This is a genomic window from Rhizobium sp. BK196 (genome assembly GCF_014193255.1).
Classification (GTDB): Bacteria; Pseudomonadota; Alphaproteobacteria; order Rhizobiales; family Rhizobiaceae; genus Rhizobium.
In genome coordinates this window covers 154,345-173,810 of record NZ_JACHZB010000005.1, presented here as the reverse complement: position 1 = coordinate 173,810, position 19,466 = coordinate 154,345, and the positions used below count along the sequence as shown (strand labels likewise).

The window sequence follows — 19,466 nt, the reverse complement described above, 5'->3', positions numbered from 1 at the left end:
CGGGGAAGGAGTGACAGGCGGATTGTGAAACTCTCTCTTTTCCTTTAAGGGGACGCCACGAGATCGATCCACGCGCGCCATCCCAAGGGCGCCAACAACTAGAGAATAACCACAATGAACCGTCGCCGCCGTATCTACGAGGGCAAGGCAAAGATTCTGTATGAAGGACCTGAACCGGGCACGCTGATCCAGTTCTTCAAGGATGATGCCACTGCTTTCAACAAGAAGAAACACGAAGTCATTGATGGCAAGGGCGTCCTCAACAACCGTATTTCTGAATATATCTTCAGCCATCTGAATAAGATCGGCATTCCCACCCACTTCATCCGCCGGCTCAACATGCGTGAGCAGCTGATCAAAGAAGTGGAGATGATCCCGCTCGAGATCGTCGTGCGCAACGTTGCCGCCGGCTCGCTCGCCAAGCGCCTCGGCATCGAGGAAGGCGTGGTTCTGCCGCGTTCGATTATCGAATTCTATTACAAGTCCGACGCGCTCGAAGACCCGATGGTCTCCGAAGAGCACATTACAGCCTTCGGATGGGCAAATCCGGCCGAGCTCGACGACATCATGGCGCTCGCCATCCGCGTCAACGACTTCATGACCGGCCTTTTCCTCGGTGTCGGCATTCAGCTCGTCGATTTCAAGATCGAATGCGGCCGTCTCTTCGAAGGCGACATGATGCGCATCATTCTGGCTGACGAGATCTCGCCGGACAGCTGCCGCCTCTGGGATATCGAGACCCACAAGAAGATGGACAAGGACCTCTTCCGCCGCGATATGGGCGGTCTGCTGGAAGCCTATTCCGAAGTTGCGCGCCGTCTCGGCATCATCAATGAAAACGAGCCCGTGCGCGGCACCGGCCCCGTTCTGGTTAAGTAAAAGCAGGGAAAAACAAGTGATCAAGGCTCGCGTCACCGTCACGCTGAAAAACGGCGTTCTCGATCCTCAGGGCAAGGCCATCGAAGGCGCGCTCGGCGCCCTCGGCTTCGGCGGCGTCGGCCATGTCCGCCAGGGCAAGGTCTTCGACCTGGAGCTCGAAGGCACTGATAAGGCCAAGGCTGAGGCGGACCTCAAGGCCATGTGCGAGAAGCTGCTCGCCAATACGGTCATCGAGAACTATACTATTTCTCTCGACTAAGGGTTGTGGCGAGTGACCAATGACTGAAGTACCCCAAGAGCTGATGCATGAGTCGCTGAAGCGCATGCATGCGGATATTTCGGGCATTAAAGATGGCCAGAACGAGATTAAAGCCGAACTCAACGCAATGCGCGGCACAATGATTTCGATGCAGCAAGACATCCATAATATCTACGGTGTCCCGTCGCGTCACGACCAGCGCCTCGATCGTATTGAAAATCGTCTCGAACTTCGAGAATTGGCAGAAGCACAAACAAGGTTTGAACAGAACCCATGAAATCAGCCGTCGTTCAACTTCCGGGCCTCAACCGCGATCGCGACATGATCGCCGCTCTCACCAAAATCTCCGGTCGCCAGCCGGTGACGATCTGGCAGACGGAAACGGAAATCCCTGATGTCGACCTGATCGTCATTCCCGGCGGCTTCTCCTATGGCGATTATCTGCGCTGTGGTGCGATCGCTGCTCGCATGCCGGTCATGCAGGCGATCATCGAGAAGGCGAACAAGGGCGTGAAGGTGCTGGGTGTCTGCAACGGCTTCCAGATCCTCGTCGAGGCTGGCATGCTGCCGGGCGCGCTGATGCGCAATGCCTCGCTGAAATTCGTCTGCCGTGAGATCAAGCTCGAAGTCGTCAATGCCGAGACGGATTTCTCCCGCGCCTATGAAAAGGGCCAGATCATCCGCTGCCCGGTCGCTCATCACGATGGGAACTATTTTGCGGACGCCGAGACGCTCGCTGCCATCGAAGGCAACGGCCAGGTCGTCTTCCGCTATGCCGAAGGCACCAACCCGAACGGCTCGGTCAACGATATTGCCGGCGTCATGAACGCCAAGGGCAACGTTCTCGGCATGATGCCGCATCCGGAAAACCTGATCGAAGCCGCCCATGGCGGTTCGGATGGCCGCGGCCTCTTCGCCTCGGCGCTCGACGTCATCGCCGCCTGATTTCTGCCAAGAGCAAGATAGATGCGCTCTCGCCTTTTCGCAGCGGTTGCTAACGCTGCAACCTTTGCCGGCCTTGCCGCACTCGTCGCTGCCTGCCAGTCCCCGACACCCGCAAAGGGACCGGACCGCAGTGCGCTGTCGACGATGGAACGCGTAGCCCTCGGCGCCAATAGCTGCTGGTTCAAGTCGGGCGATCCGGCTTTTGCCGCCTACAGGCTCGCACCGGAACTCAATTCCTTCTCCGGCCGGCCGCGCATTCTCGTCGTCCACAAGGCAAGTCCCGAAGCTCGCCCGCTGCTCGTGGTGCAGGCCGAAGGCAGTCCGGCGAAGATGCAGGCTTTCGGTCCGATGATGTCCGAGCCGGTTGCCGGCCGCATCGCCGCCGATGTCACCCGCTGGTCGGGCGGCAATCGCGCCTGCAGCTAAGTTTCCCGTCTCAATCCCAGAAAAACGACTTGCTGATTTCGCGAGCGGCATCGGACTGCGACAGGCCGATATCCTTGAGCTGGTCTGCGGTCAGTCCGCGCAACGTCTGGCGTCCCTCCCGCTTCTGTTGCCACAGAAGGAAGCCTGCCCACAACCGGCCGAGCCGGGTTATTGCCGGAGACTGCGTCGGGATGACAATCTCATGCGGGCCATCAATAGAGACAATCGATACAATCTGACCCTTGATGTGAGGTACAGCGGACATCTTCGACTCCTGTAGTTTCCGCTAACGAATTGTCTCATATCCTTGACAGGATGAGGGTGACAATCTATTCATTGTCACCATGACAAATTGGCTCCCAGATCTCTCGCAGGGCTCCGGCCCAGTCTATATGCGACTTGCGGACAACATCGAATCCGCCATAGCTTCTGGTGCTTTGCCGGCGGGCACCAAGCTGCCGCCGCAACGAAATCTTGCCTATGACATTGGGGTGACAATCGGAACAATCGGTCGCGCCTACGCACTCGTACACGAGCGCGGTCTCGTCGCGGGCGAAGTCGGTCGCGGTACCTATGTACTTGACCGTGCCAATACGCCTCCGAGCGACCAGACAGATCCCATTACCCTCTCGCTGAGTGGCACCCGCGTTGCAGACGCCCCGGCAAACAAGCTTCGTTTCGACACGACCGCCGCCCCTGATCTCGGTCAAGGCAAGATCATCGCCGGCATCATGGCCGAGATTGGCGAGCAGCATCTGGCCGAAATCTCCTCTTATTCGCGTAGTTTTCCGTTGAGTTGGTTTGAAGCAGGCCGTCTCTGGCTGGCGCGCAACGGCTGGTCGCCGGAAGTCGAAAATGTCGTTCCGACGCTCGGTGCGCATGCTGCGGCAATTGCCGTCATCACCGCCGTGTCGGCGCCCGGTGACAAAATTGTCTTCGAGAACCTCACCTACACACAGGTCAGCCGCAGCGTCCGGCTGCTTGGCAGGCGCACGCTGACGGTCGAGTCGGATGAGAACGGCGTCATTCCCGAAGATTTCGAGCGGCTCTGCCAGCAGCAGCATCCGAAGTTGATCTTCCTGATGCCGACTGTCCACAATCCCACATTGGCAATCATGCCTTATGAGCGTCGCGTCGCAATTGCCGACATCGCCAGACGGCACGGTGTATGGATCATCGAAGACGATCTCTACGGCGGCATGGCGAATGACGCAACGCCACTGCTTGCCTCGATCGCGTCCGATCGCACCTTCCTGGTCAACGGCCTGTCGAAATCGGTTGCCGCCGGCGTGCGTGGCGGCTGGGTCGCCTGCCCACCGCATTTCGCCCAGCGCATCAGGGTCACGCACAAGATGGTCACAGGAGGGCTGCCCTTCATCCTGGCCGAAACCTGTGCGCGGCTGGTCCAGAGCGGCAAGGCGCACGAGATCCGCAATGCAAGCGTGGTGGAATTGTCAGCCCGTGTCAGGCTTGCCCGTGAGCAGTTGCAGGGCTTCGAATTCGAGTCCCACCTGCACGCGCCCTTCCTGTGGCTGAAACTGCCGGAACCCTGGATGTCAGGCACCTTCAAGAATGCCGCCTACAGGGATGGTGTGCTGGTGGATGACGAGGATGAGTTCAAGGCGGCCCGTGGCGAGAAAGTTTATCACCGCGTGCGCATCGGCTTCTCCTCACCGAAGGATAGGAACCAGCTGGTTGCAGGCCTTATGATATTGAGACGTCTGTTGGAAAATGGCGGATCTGCCTACGACGGGGAAATCTGAACTGTTGCAAAATAGCGTCAGGATTGGGGAAAAGACCGCAATCGAAATACAAGCGCTTTACCGCTGAAACCTGCATGTTACCTCTTTCTCATTCCGCTGGTCGGGCGGGAATCAAGGGACAGCAGATGAAATCCGATTTCCGTTCACTCCTGTTGCGCCTCTCGAGTATCGCGTCGGTCGCAGTAATTGCCAGCAGTCTGGGAATGTCATCAGCGGCGCAAGCCGGAGACAAGATTTTCGACGAATTGCGCTTTGGCGCCTCCGCTTCCATCCAGGGCGGCCATTCGGGCGAAGACGGCATCTTCCCCGAAATAACGGCCCTTTTCGACCCGTTCGGCTTCGAGCAGGCGACGGACTGGAAGCAGCAGCTCATGCATCCGCGTGTTCATGTCGGCACCTCTATCGGTACGGCCGGCGAAGCGACCCAGTTTTTCGCCGGTTTCACCTGGACGGTCGACCTCAGCGACAAAATCTTTGCCGAAGCTGGCTTCGGCGGCGTCATCCATACCGGTGAACTTCGCGACAATGACGATGGCCCCGACCTCGGCTGTCGTGTGCTGTTTCATGAATATCTCGGCGCCGGCTATCGCTTTACCAGCAACTGGAATGTCATGGCGCAGATCGCCCATTCCTCGAATGCCAACCTCTGCGACGGTCCGAATGACGGCATGACCCGCGCCGGGCTGATGGTCGGCTATAAATTCTAGTCTTGCAGAGCCGGTCCTCGCGGCACGGATCGGCGCAGACGGCCGTTAAACAGCATGAAGGCGGCATGAAACGTGTCGCCTGTAGGATTTTCCCGACGGAACCTTGTTCAATCCAGTTCAGTCCTATTTGGACTTGGCCGATGCAAAAGCATCGAACCGGCATGTCAAACAATCTTTCCGCGGGCCACGACCGGCCAAGACTCGACTGACGCCAAACCGTTTCCTGCAACGTAAACCGCGTCGACCATGTTGGTGACCACGCACGCGTGGTTCGGCACGATCTGCAGTTTATCTCCCACCGACAGCCCTATTGGCCCGCTGCTAATCAGCCGGCCATGCTCCTCGGATAGTTGGTCGATGACGATATCGTCGCGCCCCCGCACATGGCCGTAACCTATCAGGCCTAAAAGATCCGATGTCAGGATTTTGGAGCCTGCGTCGACGATCACGCGGTTGGCAGCGGGCACAGAGACGACGGTTGTCAGCACGCTGAGTGCGCAATCCTCCCAGCCACAGGCGCCGCGCGACACGAGAGACCGGTCGTTGTAGACGTAGGTTCCGGGGCGATATTCAGTCGTAACCGGCGCGTCTGCTGCGTGCATCATCGAAGGCGTCCCGCCTGACGTGATGACGGGCACCGCGATGCCGAGCGCTTCGATGCGAGTCTTGGCCGCTATCATGAAAGCCTCGACGGCAGCCTCCCCGCCTGCAGGAGGATAGGTCATAAGACCACCGAAAACGACGCCAGGCAGCGTCTGGATAAGGACCGCGAGAGCCTCTGCCGCTTCGGGAGTGAGCACACCGCAACGGTTGGCCCCGGTGTCGCATTCCACCAGGACTGTCAGCGGCTGAAATTCGTTTCGGAAGGCCTCCGAGAGGCCGTTCACGACAGCCGCATTATCGGCAACGACCGACAATTTCACCTTCTTTGCGAGCGCCTTCAGACGTTCAAGCTTCTCAGCGCCGACGATGTTGTAGGTAATCAGCACATCGGTGATTGCACTATCGGCGGCAACCATCGCTTCGGCCTCCGATACCTTTTGACAGGTAATGCCAACCGCGCCGGCCGCAATCTGCAAATGGGCAATCGCCGGCAGCTTGTGCGTCTTGATGTGCGGGCGAACGCGCAAGCCGTGGGTATCCGCGTAATGCTGAAAACGGCCGATATTGGCGGTGGCGATATCGAGATCGATCAGAACGGCAGGAGTTTGAATGGCTGCGATATCCGCGGGCGAAAAAGTCATGGCAAACCTCGTATGGAACGAACCTGCGGTGCGGACAAATGTGCCGCTCTCTGGCGCCGCATCAAATATCAACCATCGCTATTGACAATTCATCAGCCAGGGGACTTGATATGTCAATCCGATAATACGGACAGATGTCCGATATATCGGATTAATCAGAAACACACGGTTCTCAGGGGAACAATCATGACCATATCCTTCCGCGCCGGCCTGATTGCGCTGGCCGCAACTGCAGTTCTTTCAAGCCCGGTCTTCGCCGCCGGAAGTAAGCTCGATGAGGTACTTGCTCGCGGTCATCTCGTTATGGGGACCGGCAGCACGAATGCGCCCTGGCACTTCAAAAGCGCCGACGACAAACTTCAGGGTTTCGATGTCGATATGGGCCACATCATCGCCAAGGCCCTCTTTGGCGACCCTGACAAGATCGAATACGTCAACCAGTCATCCGACGCTCGTATTCCCAACATCACGACGGACAAGGTCGACATCACCTGCCAGTTCATGACGGTCACCGGCGAACGCGCCCAGCAGATCGCCTTCACGATTCCATACTATCGGGAAGGCGTCGGCCTGATGCTGAAGGCCGATGGCAAATATGCCGACTACGCAGCGCTCAAAGCTGCTGGCTCATCGGTGACGATTTCGGTCCTGCAGAACGTCTACGCGGAGTCGATGGTTCACGCGGCGCTCCCCGAAGCTACCGTCGACCAGTACGACTCCGTCGATCTCATCTATCAGGCACTGGAATCCGGTCGTGCGGATGCAGTCGCAACCGACCAGTCGTCACTCGCCTGGTATATGGCCCAGAATCCAGGGAAATATCGGGATGCCGGTTACGGCTGGAACCCACAGACTTACGCCTGCGGCGTCAAGCGCGGCGATCAGGATTGGCTGAATTTCGTCAACACCGCCCTCCACGAGGCCATGACCGGCGTTGAATTCGACGCTTACGCCAAGTCGTACAAGACATGGTTCGGCAAGGATCTGACCCCTCCGCAAATCGGCTTCCCGGTCGAATACAAGTAACTGACCCGAGGGAGCGGGTCTTTCCCGCTCTCTCCCTGAAAAGGGCGGTCTGCCATGGGTTATACGCTGAATTTTGCTGCTGTCTGGCGCAACTTCGATTTTCTTCTTAGCGGCTTGATGTTGAGCCTTGGCTTGGCGGTCGTTTCGATCTTGATCGGGGCTGTCCTTGGCCTGTTCGTCGCATTCGCGCTGCTCTCGAAGAGCCGTGCCGCGGTCGCGCCGGCAAGAATCTACGTCACCGTTATTCGAAATCTTCCTATTCTCGTGCTCGTCCTGTTCGCGTTCTTCGCGCTGCCTCAGATGGGCTTCCGGCTGGACAAGATCAAAAGCTTCGTCTTGGTTCTCTCGCTTTATTCGGGAGCATATCTCGCGGAAGTTTTCCGCGCCGGACTTCTGTCGATTCCCAAGGGATTGAGCGAAGCCGGAATGGCGATTGGCTTGACGTCGATGCAGATACGCACATCGATCATAGCGCCGCTGATGTTCCGCAACGTACTGCCCTCGTTGTCCTCGACAATCATCTCTCTCTTCAAGGACACATCGCTTGCGGCAACGATCGCCGTGCCCGAGCTGACGTTTGCAGCGCGCAAGATCAATGTCGAGAGCTTCCGTATCGTCGAAACCTGGATGGTCACATCGGCTCTCTATGTCGTCACCTGTTTCCTCATTGCCGCTCTGATGCGTTTTGTCGAGCGGCGTCTGGCATTGCCGAGGTAAGCCAATGTCTCAGACCTTTCTCGATCAACTTTGGATCGCCCGTCATGTCATCCTGAATGGCATGGCGATGACCGTATCGATCTCCCTTCTGGCCATTCTCGCAGGCTCCGTGCTCGGCCTCTTCGTAGGTCTGGCGCTGGTCTACGGAAACAGTGTGCTGCGCCTGATCGTACGGGCCTATACGGATGTGATCCGAGGCACGCCCGTTTTGGTGCTCGTCCTCGCGAGTTACTACGTCTCCAGTGCCGTGGGCTTGGAATTGGGAGCATTCGCGGCGGGTGTTCTGGCGCTAGCGGTATTTTGTTCGTCCCACGTGGGTGAGATCGTTCGCGGTGCTCTTCAAGCCATCCCGAAGGGGCAAACCGAAGCCGCAAAAGCGATCGGCCTGACTTTCACGCAGACATTCACCTCCGTCCTATGGCCGCAGGCGCTGCGCCAGTGCCTGCCGGCCTGGGTCAATACGGCGGCGGAAATGGTGAAAGCGTCGACGCTGCTGTCGGTGATCGGGGTGGCGGAACTGCTGCTGCGCACGCAGGAGATCATCTCCCGCAACTTCATGAGCCTGCAATTCTATTTCCTGGCCGGGGCTCTCTATTTCGTCGTCAACTTCGGTATCGAGCGTTTCGGCAGATTCATCGAGCGCAAGACTGCCCTTCCATCCTGAGGAGGCCGATCGATGGCCAAAACAATGCTTGAAATCAAGAGCCTGCGCAAAAGCTACGGCCACCACGAAGTGCTCAAAGGGGTCGACTGCTCCGTCGAAGAAGGCGAGGTCATTTCCATCATCGGCTCGTCCGGCTCGGGCAAGACCACGATGCTGCGCTGCGTGAACATGCTGGAGGAATTCCAGGGCGGCACGATCAGCCTGGACGGCGAAGAGATCGGCTACCACGTTGAGGGTTCGACACGTCGGCGCAAGAGCGAGAAGGAGATTGCCCGCCAGCGCGCGCTCACGGGGATGGCTTTTCAGCAGTTCAACCTGTTCCCGCACATGACCGCAGCCCAGAACGTCATGCTCGGCCTCATCAAGGTCAAGAAGATGCCGAAGAACGAAGCGCGGTCGATCGCGGAGCGTTGGCTCGACCGGGTCGGCCTGTCGGCACGGGCCGATCATTATCCGGGCCAGCTTTCCGGCGGTCAGCAGCAGCGCGTGGCGATCGCCCGTGCGATCGCGATGTCGCCGCGTCTTATGCTGTTTGATGAAGTGACCTCGGCTCTCGATCCCGAACTGGTGGGTGAAGTGCTGCAGGTCATCAAGGGGCTTGCGGCGGATGGCATGACCATGCTGCTGGTCACCCACGAGATGCGCTTTGCCTACGAAGTGTCATCACGGGTCATCTTCATGAATCAGGGGGTGATCTGCGAGGAAGGCAATCCGAAAGAAATGTTCGTGAATCCAAGGACGGAGCGCCTGGCTGAATTCCTGAAGACATCCAGCTTCAACTAAAAAGGAAAATGACAAGAATGACTATCAAGCGTTATGGGGCTGGCGAGACAGGCGCAGGCGGACAGCCACTTCCCTTCGCCCGAGCCACCGAAGCAGGCGGCTGGCTCTATGTTTCCGGCCAGGTACCTATGGAGAACGGCGAGATCGTTGCTGGCGGGATCGTTGCTCAGAGCCGAAAGGCAATCGAAAACCTGATTGCCATTCTCAATGAGGCGGGCTACAGCCTTGAAGACGTCGTGCGTGTGGGCGTGTGGCTTGACGACCCGCGCGATTTCTGGAGCTTTAACGGCGTGTATGCTGAATATTTCGCAGAAAATCCTCCGGCCCGCGCTTGTGTCCAATCCAGCATGATGGTCGACTGCAAGGTCGAAGTCGATTGCGTGGCCTACCGCGCGGATCGCGCCTAGCATTGGAGAGAAAAGCATGGCTGAGGCCGGTATCGACACAGTATCGCGGCGCACCCGAGGACTGGATCGTGCCTTCGAGATCCTCGAGTTCCTGCGAGTGAAGCGACAGCCGATGCGGCCGAACGAGATTGCCGCCGAAATTGGCGCGCCTCGATCTTCGGTCTACGAGCTGGTCAATCTCCTGCTCAGCCACGGCATGCTCGACTACCATGGGGGAGACGGACGCGTTAATCTTGGTCGCCGCCTCTATTTCCTTGGAACGGCCTACGCCGAACAGTTCGATCTGATGCGGGAGTGCGACCGCATGCTGGTGCGGCTGGCCGAAGAAACCCGCGAGACGGCACAGATGTGCCTGCTCGAAGGACGCAAATACACCGTCGCCATGATGCGTGAGGGCATCCGGCCGTTCCGCATCTCCTCGAATGTCGGGGAGCTCGTTTCCATCCCCTGGACGGCGTCGGGCCGTTTGCTCGTTTCGCATCTGAGCGATCAGGAGATTATCGATCTGATCCCGCCGGAGGACTTCGTTCTCCCCAGCGGTCGGCAGATGAAGCCGGCAGAATTTATCGCCCAGGTGCGTCAGGCGTCCCGCGACGGGTTTTTCACCTTCAATAGCGAGGTGGAGAATTTCACGCATTGTTTCGCCGTACCGGTTCATCAAGCCGATGGTGCCTGCATCGCCACCCTGTGCCTCGTAACTCCGCGCGAGGACGGCGTGCGGAATAGAACAAAATATCTGGAGAGCTTGCTTGGTGCAGCCAACGAGATTTCGGAGAAGCTCGGATACCAGCGAGTTCAAAGGTCGGTCGACGTCGGGGGGGCAAGGCAGGGTCTCGGCCAATGTCCGGTAGTCGAATCTCTCGATCTGCGACCTCCAAGTCACCCGTAAGGAACCTAGGATGCCTGCCCTCTGTTGACGGCAGGCATTTTCCTGTCGCGCGCAGTTCTTACATAGGCTAAAGACACGGCAAACGCGCCTAGGCAGGGATTTTCGAGAGCTCATGACCATTCCCAACACTATCAAGATCACGCCGGAACTCATCGCCTCACACGGCCTCAAGCCGGATGAATATCAGCGCATTCTGGATCTGATCGGCCGCGAACCGACCTTTACCGAACTCGGTATCTTCTCGGCCATGTGGAACGAGCACTGCTCGTACAAATCTTCGAAGAAGTGGCTGCGCACGTTGCCGACCAAGGGACCGCGTGTCATTCAGGGACCGGGCGAAAATGCCGGCGTGGTCGATATCGATGACGGCGACTGCGTCGTCTTCAAGATGGAGAGCCACAACCATCCCTCCTATATCGAGCCCTATCAGGGCGCGGCGACCGGTGTCGGCGGCATCCTGCGCGATGTCTTCACCATGGGCGCGCGCCCGATCGCGGCCATGAACGCGCTGCGCTTCGGCGAACCGGACCATCCGAAGACCCGCCACCTCGTTGCCGGCGTCGTTGCCGGTGTGGGCGGTTACGGCAATTCCTTCGGCGTGCCGACGGTCGGCGGCGAAGTGGAATTCGATGCCCGCTATAACGGCAACATCCTCGTCAACGCTTTCGCGGCCGGCCTCGCCAAGTCGAATGCCATCTTCCTGTCGGAAGCCAAGGGCGTTGGCCTCCCGGTCGTCTATCTCGGCGCCAAGACCGGCCGCGATGGTGTCGGCGGCGCGACCATGGCATCGGCCGAATTCGATGAATCGATCGAAGAGAAGCGTCCGACGGTTCAGGTCGGCGACCCCTTTACCGAAAAGTGCCTGCTCGAAGCCTGCCTTGAGCTGATGCAGACCGGCGCCGTCATCGCCATCCAGGACATGGGTGCGGCCGGCCTCACCTGCTCGGCCGTGGAAATGGGCGCCAAGGGCGACCTCGGCATCCTGTTGGAACTCGACAAGGTGCCGGTGCGCGAAGAGCAGATGACGGCCTATGAGATGATGCTGTCGGAAAGCCAGGAGCGCATGCTCATGGTGTTGCAGCCGGAAAAGGAAGAGGAAGCCAAGGCGATCTTCGTCAAGTGGGGCCTCGATTTCGCCATCGTCGGCAAGACCACCGATGATCTGCGCTTCCGCGTCATGCACCAGGGCGAGGAAGTGGCAAACTTGCCGATCAAGGATCTCGGCGACCAGGCGCCGGAATATGACCGCCCCTGGCGCGAATCCGGCAAGCGTGCGCCCCTGCCCGCCAACCTGGTTGCGGCACCGGAAGATTACAACGAAGCGCTGCTGAAGCTCGTCGGCTCCGCCAATCAGTCGAGCCGCCGCTGGGTCTACGAACAGTACGACACGTTGATCCAGGGCAACTCCCTGCAGCTTCCGGGAGGCGACGCCGGCGTCGTGCGCGTCGAAGGCCATCCGCTGAAGGCGCTGGCCTTCTCCTCGGATGTCACCCCGCGTTATGTCGAGGCCGATCCTTTCGAAGGCGGCAAGCAGGCCGTGGCCGAATGCTGGCGCAACATCACCGCGACCGGCGCCGAGCCATTGGCTGCGACTGACAACCTCAATTTCGGCAATCCCGAAAAGCCGGAGATCATGGGCCAGTTCGTCGAGGCCGTGAAGGGCATCGGCGAAGCCTGCCGCGCACTCGACTTCCCGATCGTCTCCGGCAACGTCTCGCTCTATAACGAAACCAATGGTGTCGCGATCCTGCCGACGCCGACCATTGCCGGCGTCGGCCTAATGCCCGACTGGCGCAAGATGGCCCGCATTGGCGGCGCTGCCGAAGGCGACAAGGTTCTGCTCATTGGCACCGACGGCAGCCATCTCGGCCAGTCCGTCTACCTGCGCGACATTGTCGGCAGCACCGAAGGTCCGGCTCCGCAGGTCGATCTCTTCGCTGAGCGTCGCAACGGCGATTTCGTCCGCTCGGTCATCCGCAACGGCCAGGCGACCGCTTGCCACGACATTTCCTCCGGCGGCCTCGTGCTGGCGCTTGCCGAAATGGCGATGGCATCAGGCAAGGGCCTCAAGATCAGCCTCAGCGAAGGCAAGGGTGCTGCGCATGCCCTGCTCTTCGGTGAGGATCAGGCGCGTTACGTGCTGACGGTTCCTGCCGACGTCGCCGATTTCGTCTGCGCCAACGCAGAAGGCGCAGGCGTGCCCTTCCGCCGCCTCGGCACTATCAAGGGCGATGCCCTCGTCATCGACGATCTGATTGCGCTGCCGATTCAGCAATTGCGCGATGCCCATGAATCGTGGTTCCCTGATTTCATGGATAACAGCGGCGAGCTTGTCGCTGCGGAATAATGCGCAAGGAGTAATGATCATGGCCATGAAACCCGGCGATATCGAAGACATGATCAAGGCCGGGATTCCCGGTGCCAAGGTAACGATCCGCGATCTGGCAGGCGACGGCGATCACTACGCCGCCGAAGTCGTTGCGGAAGCCTTCCGCGGCAAGAGCCGCGTGCAGCAGCACCAGATGGTCTATGAGGCGCTGAAGGGCAATATGGGCGGCATCCTGCACGCGCTTGCCCTGCAGACCTCCGCACCGGATTGAGCGGGATTTGCGCCGGCTTGATGAGGCGCCTTCCTTACCGGGCCGGACTCAAAACGTATTATCGAACTGTAGGCCAATTTTAAGTGCTCACCGTGCATTTGTCGGATACCTGGTTGGAGCCACGCCATGCAGATCGATCTGTCAATCAATTCCCGCCATACGGAAGAAATTGTGTCCGGGAAAAGGCCTTTAGCGATCTGGCGAATCTTCATTGCCGTCTACGCGGCCGCACTGGCGATCGCGCTTCTCGACCTTGCCGACGTGCACAGCTTTCTCGGCGACATCGACGATCGCATGCGTGAACTGCAGATACGCCATTTTTTCTCTGCGGGCGGAAGCTGGTACGATCTGAGCCTGCCGGTGATCGCGACCCCGGATGCATATAGCTCTCCGTGGTCGAGACTGATCGACCTTCCTTTTATCGCAATCACCACGGCGCTGGCCCCGGCTTTCGGCCTTGAAAAGGCGATGTCTATCTCGTTCGACATTTGGCCGCCGATGATGCTTTCCTTTTTCTGTTTGCTGGTTGCGATAGTCCTGCGCCCCCAGCTTCGGGCGACTGCCCTGCTGAACTATACCCTGACGATCACGGCAGTCATTCTGATGACATTCGCTGTTTGGGAGTTCGTTCCCGGGCGCATCGACCATCACAATATGCAGATCGTCGGTCTTATGATGATCCTGGCCGGCCTCCAGAAATGGGATAGGTCAGGTGGCATTCTTGCCGGCGTGGGCACCCTTCTGTGCTTCGTCATCAGTCTCGAAGGTCTGCCATTCATCGCTGTCGGCTTCGCCGGCCTGGTTCTGTGCTTTCTTCTGAATGTGGAAGGCACGCGACGAATTTTGTTTGCCGCAGCCACGACAATCCTTGTTCTGACTATCCCCGCCGCGTTGGTTTTCATCGGTCCCAAAGCAAGCCTGTCGATGCAGTGCGACGCCTTCTCCGCGCCCTACATTCTGCTTGCAATCGGCTTCTCCGGCACTCTGGCCGCCGGTGTCGCATTTCTTGGCCACAAACGCCTGCATATGAAGCTTCTCGGCCTCGGCCTGCCGGCCGCCTGCGTCGCAACCGCCGCTGCCCTCTTGTTTCCGCGCTGCCTCTCTGGGCCTTACTGGATGATCGATCCGCTCTCCAAGGCCGATTGGCTGGATAGGGTTTCCCAGGAATACAGTTTCTTTTACTTCCTCCAACATGGGCAATTCTTCATCGTGGTAATGCTGGCAGTGCTCGGCTGTATCGCCGTGATGGCGGTGCCCGGCATAATCGAAGAGACGCGGAAGCATCGCCCTGCGATGGCCATCATCTTTGCGATTGCCGTCACCAGCCTGCTGCTGACACTGCTTCAGACGCGAAATATTCGCTTTGCCTTTGCGTTCATTCCGCTCTTCTTGCCACTCGCCATCCAGCTCGGGGCGCGAATGGAAAGTTCCGTTGCCGATCGATCACGTGGACTTGCGGCATTTGCCGCCGTGCTAGTCATCGTGGCGATCATCCTGTTGCGATTTGCCGTTCCTCCCCAAACGTCGCAGTACGACGCCATCGACTACATGGCCTATGACGAATGTCTGGGGCAGGACTTCTCCGTACTTTCGAGCCAAAAGCCCGGCGGAATTGCGGTGCCGCAAGGGCTGGCTCTGCCCCTTGTCTTCGCAGCACCTGACGGCTTCTCCGTTGCAGCCGTTCCATTCCATCGGGCATCGCCCGGGATGAAGCGAATGTTCGAGGCCTTTACGACACATGACAGCGAAGTCCGCCGCACGGCACTCCTGCCGTTCGATTATGTCGCGGTCTGCCGTTTTCGCCTCGCCGCGGATCCGAACCAGGCGCCGCTTTATGCCGAATTGGCTAAAGGCGGCTCGTGGCCAGGTCTCGAGCGTGTGCCGGCGCCGTCGAAAACGGATTTTCAACTCTTTCGCATAGATCACGCCGCGTTGCGATAAGATGCTCGAAAGCTATGGCATTGCATTCTCGGAAGCTCGAAAGTGCAAGGAGAGAATGAAAGATGGGTCAAGTCATCGATACCGATCTCGTTTCCCCAGGCAAACGCGCGTCATATCTCTTCGAGGCTGTGGAAGGTTCGCCGCTGCCGGTCATCGATCTCTCCCGGTCGCGCTTCAAGGATCGTAATTTTCGCGCGAGTTTTTCGGGACGCATGTTCGGCAATGCCTTCCTCACGCGTTTCAACGCCATTGCGGTTCATCTGGCGCGTGCCTAGAATGAAATTTCCGAGCGCTCCAGCAAGATGCTCCTGCTCGCCTTGCTGCATCAGGGAACCTATGAATAGCTCTTCGACTATCACGCACCTTTCCCCTACACCCGGCCCGGCGATATCCTGCTGCTCGATCTCGATGCGCCACAAAGCGTGACCTTTTCCAGAACTCGCCGTTCTCGGCCTTATCTCCACGGCTGCCGCCTTCGGCCTGCAGACCGTCGCCCAGCGTTATACGACGGCATCGCGGGCGGCTGTTCTGGTGTCGGGCGAAAGCATTTTCGGCGCACTCGGCGCCTATGTCTTTCTCGATGAGCGGCCGCAATGGCATGTGCTGACAGGTGCCTTGCTGATCTTCACGGCGATCATGATCGTGGCGCTTTCCGGCCATGTCCCCGCTGCCAAACTGGAGGTGGAACAGGAGGGGTGAGAGCGGTCAGAGCGGCAGCTTGCTCTGCTCGGGATCGGCAAAGGCCGATGCCGGCATCGGGCCAGCCGTCAGCAGCGTAAAATCGAAGGCTGATTTCATGTCTGGCCCCAGCACATATTGGCGGTGCACGCGTAACTGATCCCCACGGATTTTCTTGTAATGTTCAGGGGTCAGCATATGCCGCACGCGGATATGGATCATGCTCGCCTGCGGCGCATCCGGATGGCCGGAAACGCTGACGACGGGCACTTTGTAGAAGTTGATCGAGTCCGTCAGGCACTGCACGTCGAGCCAGAAAATGTCAGGACAGCGGGCGATCAGGCCGACGCGCGAGCGCAGGAGCGTCGCCGACGACATCAGCGCGCATTGAAGGATCGCGCAGCCAAGTGTGGCAAAGACCACCCGCTTGCCCTTGAAGACATCCGGCTCCCGCTCCAAGAGAATGCCGACGACATGCGCCGCGACGCTGGAGCCCATGCTGTGTGAGGAGATGACATATTCATCGGCCTCCTCCTCGAGTGCCTCGCGCACCGACGTCGCGCATTGATCGAGCCAGTCGTTGAAAACAGGCCTGTCCATGCGCGCCAATGCCACCGCCATTTCCCAGTCGGCGAAAAGATGTAGCGTGTGGAAGCGCTCCGAGAATGGCAGGAAACCGAAGATGAAGAAGATGGCCGCCAGCGGCGCACTCCAGCCGACGTGCCAGCCGGGAAGCCCCAGCCAGTAATGCAGCGTCAGGATCTGCAGCGTGATGACGATTGCAAGCGCCGTCAGGAGGAAGGGAAAGATGAAGAAGAGGCCAAAGCGCCAGGCGTGGCGGAAATAGCCGGCCATGCCGCCCTCGCGCACCACCTGCCAGAAGCTCTTGAAGCCCAAGGCGATCCGGCTTGCCGTATTGCCCTTGCGCAGCTGCTGCACCAGGTCGTTATGGTCGAAGACATGGACGCGCGTCTGCGTCTGCCAACCGTCGGCGCCGGTGTCGACATCGAAGGAAACAAAATCCCCCTCGCTAGCCGTACCCGTTGAAACCTGGTATCCCCACACGGATGCACTCTGCCGGGCGGTGCGCTCATACCGCGCCCGATGCGCTTTTCCGTCCAACGGCTCAAATCCGGGGAAATGCAGAACGACCCGCTTCTCGACGAGTTTCATAAGTCTTTTTCTTCTTTCCGGCGTGTTGTGATCGCCGTTGCTCGACTGACGGTTCGCCCGAAAATGCGGCGAAAAACCGGATAAAACCTTCGAGCCGTCTTGCTAAGCGAACTCTTCCGGAATTCAATGGGGTAAGGCGCATTTCGATAGGATTAAGGGGAATTTTGTGGCCAATCTCGTGAATGAACTGGTGTCAGGCGTCGTCAGTAGCGTGCTCAAGGAAATCCTGAAGAAGACCACGGGCCGTACCACCAAGCGCAAGCGCCGCAAGGCAGCGTCTGCAACGGCGAGCCGCACCACCCGCAAGGCAACGCCGGTGAGTCGCAAGCCTGCTCGCAAGCAGGTCAGCAAGCGCCGCACGGCAGCAGGCCGCAGCAGGCAGCGCCGCGCCTAAAGCCTCCTCCACTGAGAGCTGCAGGGCCGCTTCACCGATACCGAGATTGAAGAGATCAAGATCTGCCGCAATGGGGCGTAACGCATGGGCAACAATCTCTGCCGCTAAGTGTCGCGGATTGGTCTTTTTTGGTTTGGGCGGGTGGAATTCCGCCCTCCGCATGCTATCTAAAGAAAACGATTGAAACGGCGGGCCTTTACCCCGCCTGTTGAAAGGATTAGGTCCCATGAGCGGTATCAACGAATTCATCGAAAACGAGATCAAGAGCAACGACGTCGTCCTTTTCATGAAGGGCACGCCACAGTTTCCGCAGTGCGGTTTCTCCGGCCAGGTCGTGCAGATCCTCGACTACATCGGTGTCGACTATAAGGGCATCAACGTGCTCGCCGATTCGGAAATCCGCCAGGGCATCAAGGATTACTCCAATTGGCCGACGATTCCCCAGCTCTACGTCAAGGGCGAGTTCATCGGCGGCTGCGACATCGTCCGGGAAATGTTCCAGGCCGGTGAGCTCCAGCAGCATCTCCAGGAAAACGGCGTCACCATCAAGACCGCCGTCGCCTGATCGGTCACCGGGCGTCTGTCCGGTTTCCAAATCCGTATTTTGAGTTCGAGGCGCTGCGCCAAGCAGCGCCTTGACCTGTTTATGGGAATTTCATCGTGACCGATTCATCACAAGCCATGTCCGCGGGTCGGCTGCCCATGGGCAAGCTGGAATTTATCGCGCTTGCGGCTTTCCTGATGGCCGTCAACTCGCTCGCAATCGATATCATGCTGCCCGCATTGCAGCAGATTGGCTCCAGCCTCGGTGTCGAAAACGAGAATCATCGCCAGTATGTCGTTTCTGCCTATCTTTTCGGTTTCGGCCTCGCTCAGCTTTTCTATGGGCCGCTTTCCGATCGCTTCGGTCGTCGCGTTCCGCTGCTGATTGGCCTTGCCATCTATGTCGTTTCCGCCTTCGGCATCGCCGTCGTGCCGGCCTTTGCCGGGCTTCTGGCGTTACGCTTCATCCAGGGTCTGGGTTCCGCCGCCACCCGTGTCATTACGATTTCCATTGTCCGCGACGTCTACGGCGGCCGACAGATGGCGGAGGTCATGTCTCTGATCATGATGGTCTTCATGATCGTTCCGGTCATTGCGCCCGGCGGCGGTCAGATCATCATGCTCATCAGTACCTGGCATATGATCTTCGTCTTCATCGGCGCCATGGGGACGGCCGTCGGCACGTGGATGTATCTGCGCCTGCCGGAAACACTTGACCCCGCCAATGTCCGTCCGTTCACGGTCCGCTCGGTGGCACAAGGTTTTGCGATCTTCTTTTCCAACCGCATCGCCCTCTGTTACACCATTGCCAGCACGATCCTCTTTGGCGCGTTGTTCGGCTTCATCAACTCCGCCCAGCAGATCTATGTCGGCATCTACGGGCTCGGCGTCTATATGCCGGTCGCCTTTGCCGCTGTGGCGCTGTTCATGGCCTTCTCGTCCTTCATCAATTCGCAGCTGGTCGGCCGCTTCGGCATGCGTCGCCTGTCGCACGCGTCGATCCTCGGTTTCTGCGCATTGAGTTTCATTTGGCTGATGGTGCAGATATCGGGGCCGCAGCCGATGCCCTTTGTGATCTTCATCATCTTCTTCGCGCTCGTCATGTTCCAGTTCGGCTGGATCGGCTCCAACTTCAATTCGCTTGCCATGGAGCCGCTCGGCCATCTTGCCGGCACCGCCTCCTCAGTGATCGGCTTCATGAGCACGATCGGCGGCGCATCGATAGGTGCCATGATCGGACAGGCCTTCGACGGAACGGCAACGCCAATGATTGCGGGTTACTTCATTGTTTCGCTTGTTGGGATCGTTTTCGTGCTGATCGCCGAAAAGGGGCGGCTGTTCAGGCCGCAGCACGCACCGCTCTCGAAGGACGCATCAATTTCGGACTTCACCGATACCGGGCACTGAAGCTTCCAGACACATCGAGTG

Annotated in this window: 23 protein-coding genes and 1 pseudogene; 21 read left to right on the top strand and 3 right to left on the bottom strand. The window is 58.9% G+C overall.

Annotation, left to right across the window (positions count from 1 at the left end):
* The first annotated feature begins 114 nt into the window (after positions 1–114).
* From purC to FHT78_RS18235, 5 genes are read left to right on the top strand one after another with little or no spacing between them, the layout of a single operon-like run.
* Positions 115–879, top strand: a complete 765-nt coding sequence (purC, locus tag FHT78_RS18255; RefSeq protein WP_007826228.1) for a phosphoribosylaminoimidazolesuccinocarboxamide synthase — start codon at positions 115–117, stop codon at positions 877–879.
* A 16-nt stretch (positions 880–895) separates the two neighbouring features.
* Positions 896–1,138 carry a phosphoribosylformylglycinamidine synthase subunit PurS gene (gene purS / locus FHT78_RS18250; protein ID WP_112567613.1) on the top strand — a complete coding sequence of 81 codons (243 nt, stop codon included), beginning with the start codon at positions 896–898 and terminating at the stop codon, positions 1,136–1,138.
* Between the two features lie 19 nt (positions 1,139–1,157).
* The gene (locus tag FHT78_RS18245) at positions 1,158–1,415 is read left to right on the top strand and encodes a hypothetical protein (RefSeq protein WP_183746927.1); all 258 of its coding nucleotides are present in this window, start codon (positions 1,158–1,160) and stop codon (positions 1,413–1,415) included.
* Positions 1,412–2,083, top strand: a complete 672-nt coding sequence (gene purQ / locus FHT78_RS18240) for a phosphoribosylformylglycinamidine synthase subunit PurQ (RefSeq protein ID WP_183746924.1) — start codon at positions 1,412–1,414, stop codon at positions 2,081–2,083. The genes FHT78_RS18245 and purQ overlap by 4 nt, the downstream gene beginning before the upstream one ends.
* 21 nt (positions 2,084–2,104) lie before the next feature.
* Positions 2,105–2,509 carry a hypothetical protein gene (locus tag FHT78_RS18235; RefSeq protein WP_183746922.1) on the top strand — a complete coding sequence of 135 codons (405 nt, stop codon included), beginning with the start codon at positions 2,105–2,107 and terminating at the stop codon, positions 2,507–2,509.
* A gap of 10 nt (positions 2,510–2,519) precedes the next feature.
* Here FHT78_RS18235 and FHT78_RS18230 read toward each other — a convergent pair whose 3' ends face one another.
* A complete protein-coding gene (locus tag FHT78_RS18230) occupies positions 2,520–2,774 on the bottom strand; it encodes a DUF1127 domain-containing protein (protein ID WP_183746919.1) in 255 nt (84 codons plus the stop codon).
* Between the two features lie 79 nt (positions 2,775–2,853).
* On the opposite strand from FHT78_RS18230, the gene FHT78_RS18225 reads away from it, so the two are divergent.
* Together FHT78_RS18225 and FHT78_RS18220 are read left to right on the top strand one after the other, a co-directional pair.
* Positions 2,854–4,272, top strand: a complete 1,419-nt coding sequence (locus FHT78_RS18225; protein ID WP_183746914.1) for a PLP-dependent aminotransferase family protein — start codon at positions 2,854–2,856, stop codon at positions 4,270–4,272.
* Between the two features lie 125 nt (positions 4,273–4,397).
* Positions 4,398–4,979, top strand: coding sequence for an acyloxyacyl hydrolase (locus tag FHT78_RS18220; protein WP_183746910.1), 582 nt, complete (start codon positions 4,398–4,400; stop codon positions 4,977–4,979).
* A gap of 164 nt (positions 4,980–5,143) precedes the next feature.
* On the opposite strand, the gene FHT78_RS18215 is transcribed toward FHT78_RS18220, so the two are convergent.
* Positions 5,144–6,223, bottom strand: a complete 1,080-nt coding sequence (locus tag FHT78_RS18215; RefSeq protein WP_183746907.1) for a D-TA family PLP-dependent enzyme — start codon at positions 6,221–6,223, stop codon at positions 5,144–5,146.
* Between the two features lie 186 nt (positions 6,224–6,409).
* Here FHT78_RS18215 and FHT78_RS18210 point away from each other — a divergent pair, with 186 nt between their 5' ends.
* From FHT78_RS18210 to FHT78_RS18160, 11 genes and pseudogenes are all read left to right on the top strand, one after another.
* The gene (locus FHT78_RS18210; protein WP_183746904.1) at positions 6,410–7,249 is read left to right on the top strand and encodes a transporter substrate-binding domain-containing protein; all 840 of its coding nucleotides are present in this window, start codon (positions 6,410–6,412) and stop codon (positions 7,247–7,249) included.
* 54 nt (positions 7,250–7,303) lie between these two features.
* Positions 7,304–7,966 (top strand): amino acid ABC transporter permease, encoded by a 663-nt coding sequence (locus FHT78_RS18205; RefSeq protein ID WP_183746901.1) that lies wholly within the window; start codon positions 7,304–7,306, stop codon positions 7,964–7,966.
* A gap of 4 nt (positions 7,967–7,970) precedes the next feature.
* Positions 7,971–8,630 carry an amino acid ABC transporter permease gene (locus tag FHT78_RS18200; protein ID WP_183746898.1) on the top strand — a complete coding sequence of 220 codons (660 nt, stop codon included), beginning with the start codon at positions 7,971–7,973 and terminating at the stop codon, positions 8,628–8,630.
* Positions 8,631–8,642: 12 nt separating this feature from the next.
* A complete protein-coding gene (locus FHT78_RS18195) occupies positions 8,643–9,413 on the top strand; it encodes an amino acid ABC transporter ATP-binding protein (protein ID WP_183746895.1) in 771 nt (256 codons plus the stop codon).
* Positions 9,414–9,430: 17 nt separating this feature from the next.
* Positions 9,431–9,820 carry a RidA family protein gene (locus FHT78_RS18190; protein WP_183746893.1) on the top strand — a complete coding sequence of 130 codons (390 nt, stop codon included), beginning with the start codon at positions 9,431–9,433 and terminating at the stop codon, positions 9,818–9,820.
* Positions 9,821–9,836: 16 nt separating this feature from the next.
* The gene (locus FHT78_RS18185) at positions 9,837–10,709 is read left to right on the top strand and encodes an IclR family transcriptional regulator (protein ID WP_183746889.1); all 873 of its coding nucleotides are present in this window, start codon (positions 9,837–9,839) and stop codon (positions 10,707–10,709) included.
* Between the two features lie 112 nt (positions 10,710–10,821).
* The gene (gene purL / locus FHT78_RS18180; RefSeq protein WP_183746887.1) at positions 10,822–13,056 is read left to right on the top strand and encodes a phosphoribosylformylglycinamidine synthase subunit PurL; all 2,235 of its coding nucleotides are present in this window, start codon (positions 10,822–10,824) and stop codon (positions 13,054–13,056) included.
* Positions 13,057–13,075: 19 nt separating this feature from the next.
* The gene (locus tag FHT78_RS18175) at positions 13,076–13,309 is read left to right on the top strand and encodes a BolA family transcriptional regulator (RefSeq protein ID WP_007826248.1); all 234 of its coding nucleotides are present in this window, start codon (positions 13,076–13,078) and stop codon (positions 13,307–13,309) included.
* 126 nt (positions 13,310–13,435) lie between these two features.
* Complete coding sequence (locus FHT78_RS18170) at positions 13,436–15,250, top strand: hypothetical protein (protein WP_246715344.1); 1,815 nt, start codon at positions 13,436–13,438, stop codon at positions 15,248–15,250.
* A 62-nt stretch (positions 15,251–15,312) separates the two neighbouring features.
* The gene (locus FHT78_RS18165) at positions 15,313–15,525 is read left to right on the top strand and encodes a hypothetical protein (protein WP_183746884.1); all 213 of its coding nucleotides are present in this window, start codon (positions 15,313–15,315) and stop codon (positions 15,523–15,525) included.
* Between the two features lie 175 nt (positions 15,526–15,700).
* Positions 15,701–15,949 (top strand): annotated as a pseudogene (locus FHT78_RS18160) (DMT family transporter); the annotation flags it as partial.
* Between the two features lie 6 nt (positions 15,950–15,955).
* On the opposite strand, the gene FHT78_RS18155 reads toward FHT78_RS18160, so the two are convergent.
* A complete protein-coding gene (locus tag FHT78_RS18155) occupies positions 15,956–17,101 on the bottom strand; it encodes a hypothetical protein (RefSeq protein ID WP_183746881.1) in 1,146 nt (381 codons plus the stop codon).
* Positions 17,102–17,267: 166 nt separating this feature from the next.
* On the opposite strand from FHT78_RS18155, the gene FHT78_RS18150 reads away from it, so the two are divergent.
* From FHT78_RS18150 to FHT78_RS18140, 3 genes are all read left to right on the top strand, one after another.
* On the top strand, positions 17,268–17,495 hold the full coding sequence (locus FHT78_RS18150; RefSeq protein WP_183746878.1) for a hypothetical protein: 228 nt from the start codon (positions 17,268–17,270) through the stop codon (positions 17,493–17,495).
* Positions 17,496–17,721: 226 nt separating this feature from the next.
* A complete protein-coding gene (grxD, locus tag FHT78_RS18145) occupies positions 17,722–18,060 on the top strand; it encodes a Grx4 family monothiol glutaredoxin (protein WP_007826252.1) in 339 nt (112 codons plus the stop codon).
* Positions 18,061–18,197: 137 nt separating this feature from the next.
* On the top strand, positions 18,198–19,445 hold the full coding sequence (locus FHT78_RS18140) for a multidrug effflux MFS transporter (protein ID WP_183747591.1): 1,248 nt from the start codon (positions 18,198–18,200) through the stop codon (positions 19,443–19,445).
* The last annotated feature ends 21 nt before the right edge of the window (positions 19,446–19,466 follow it).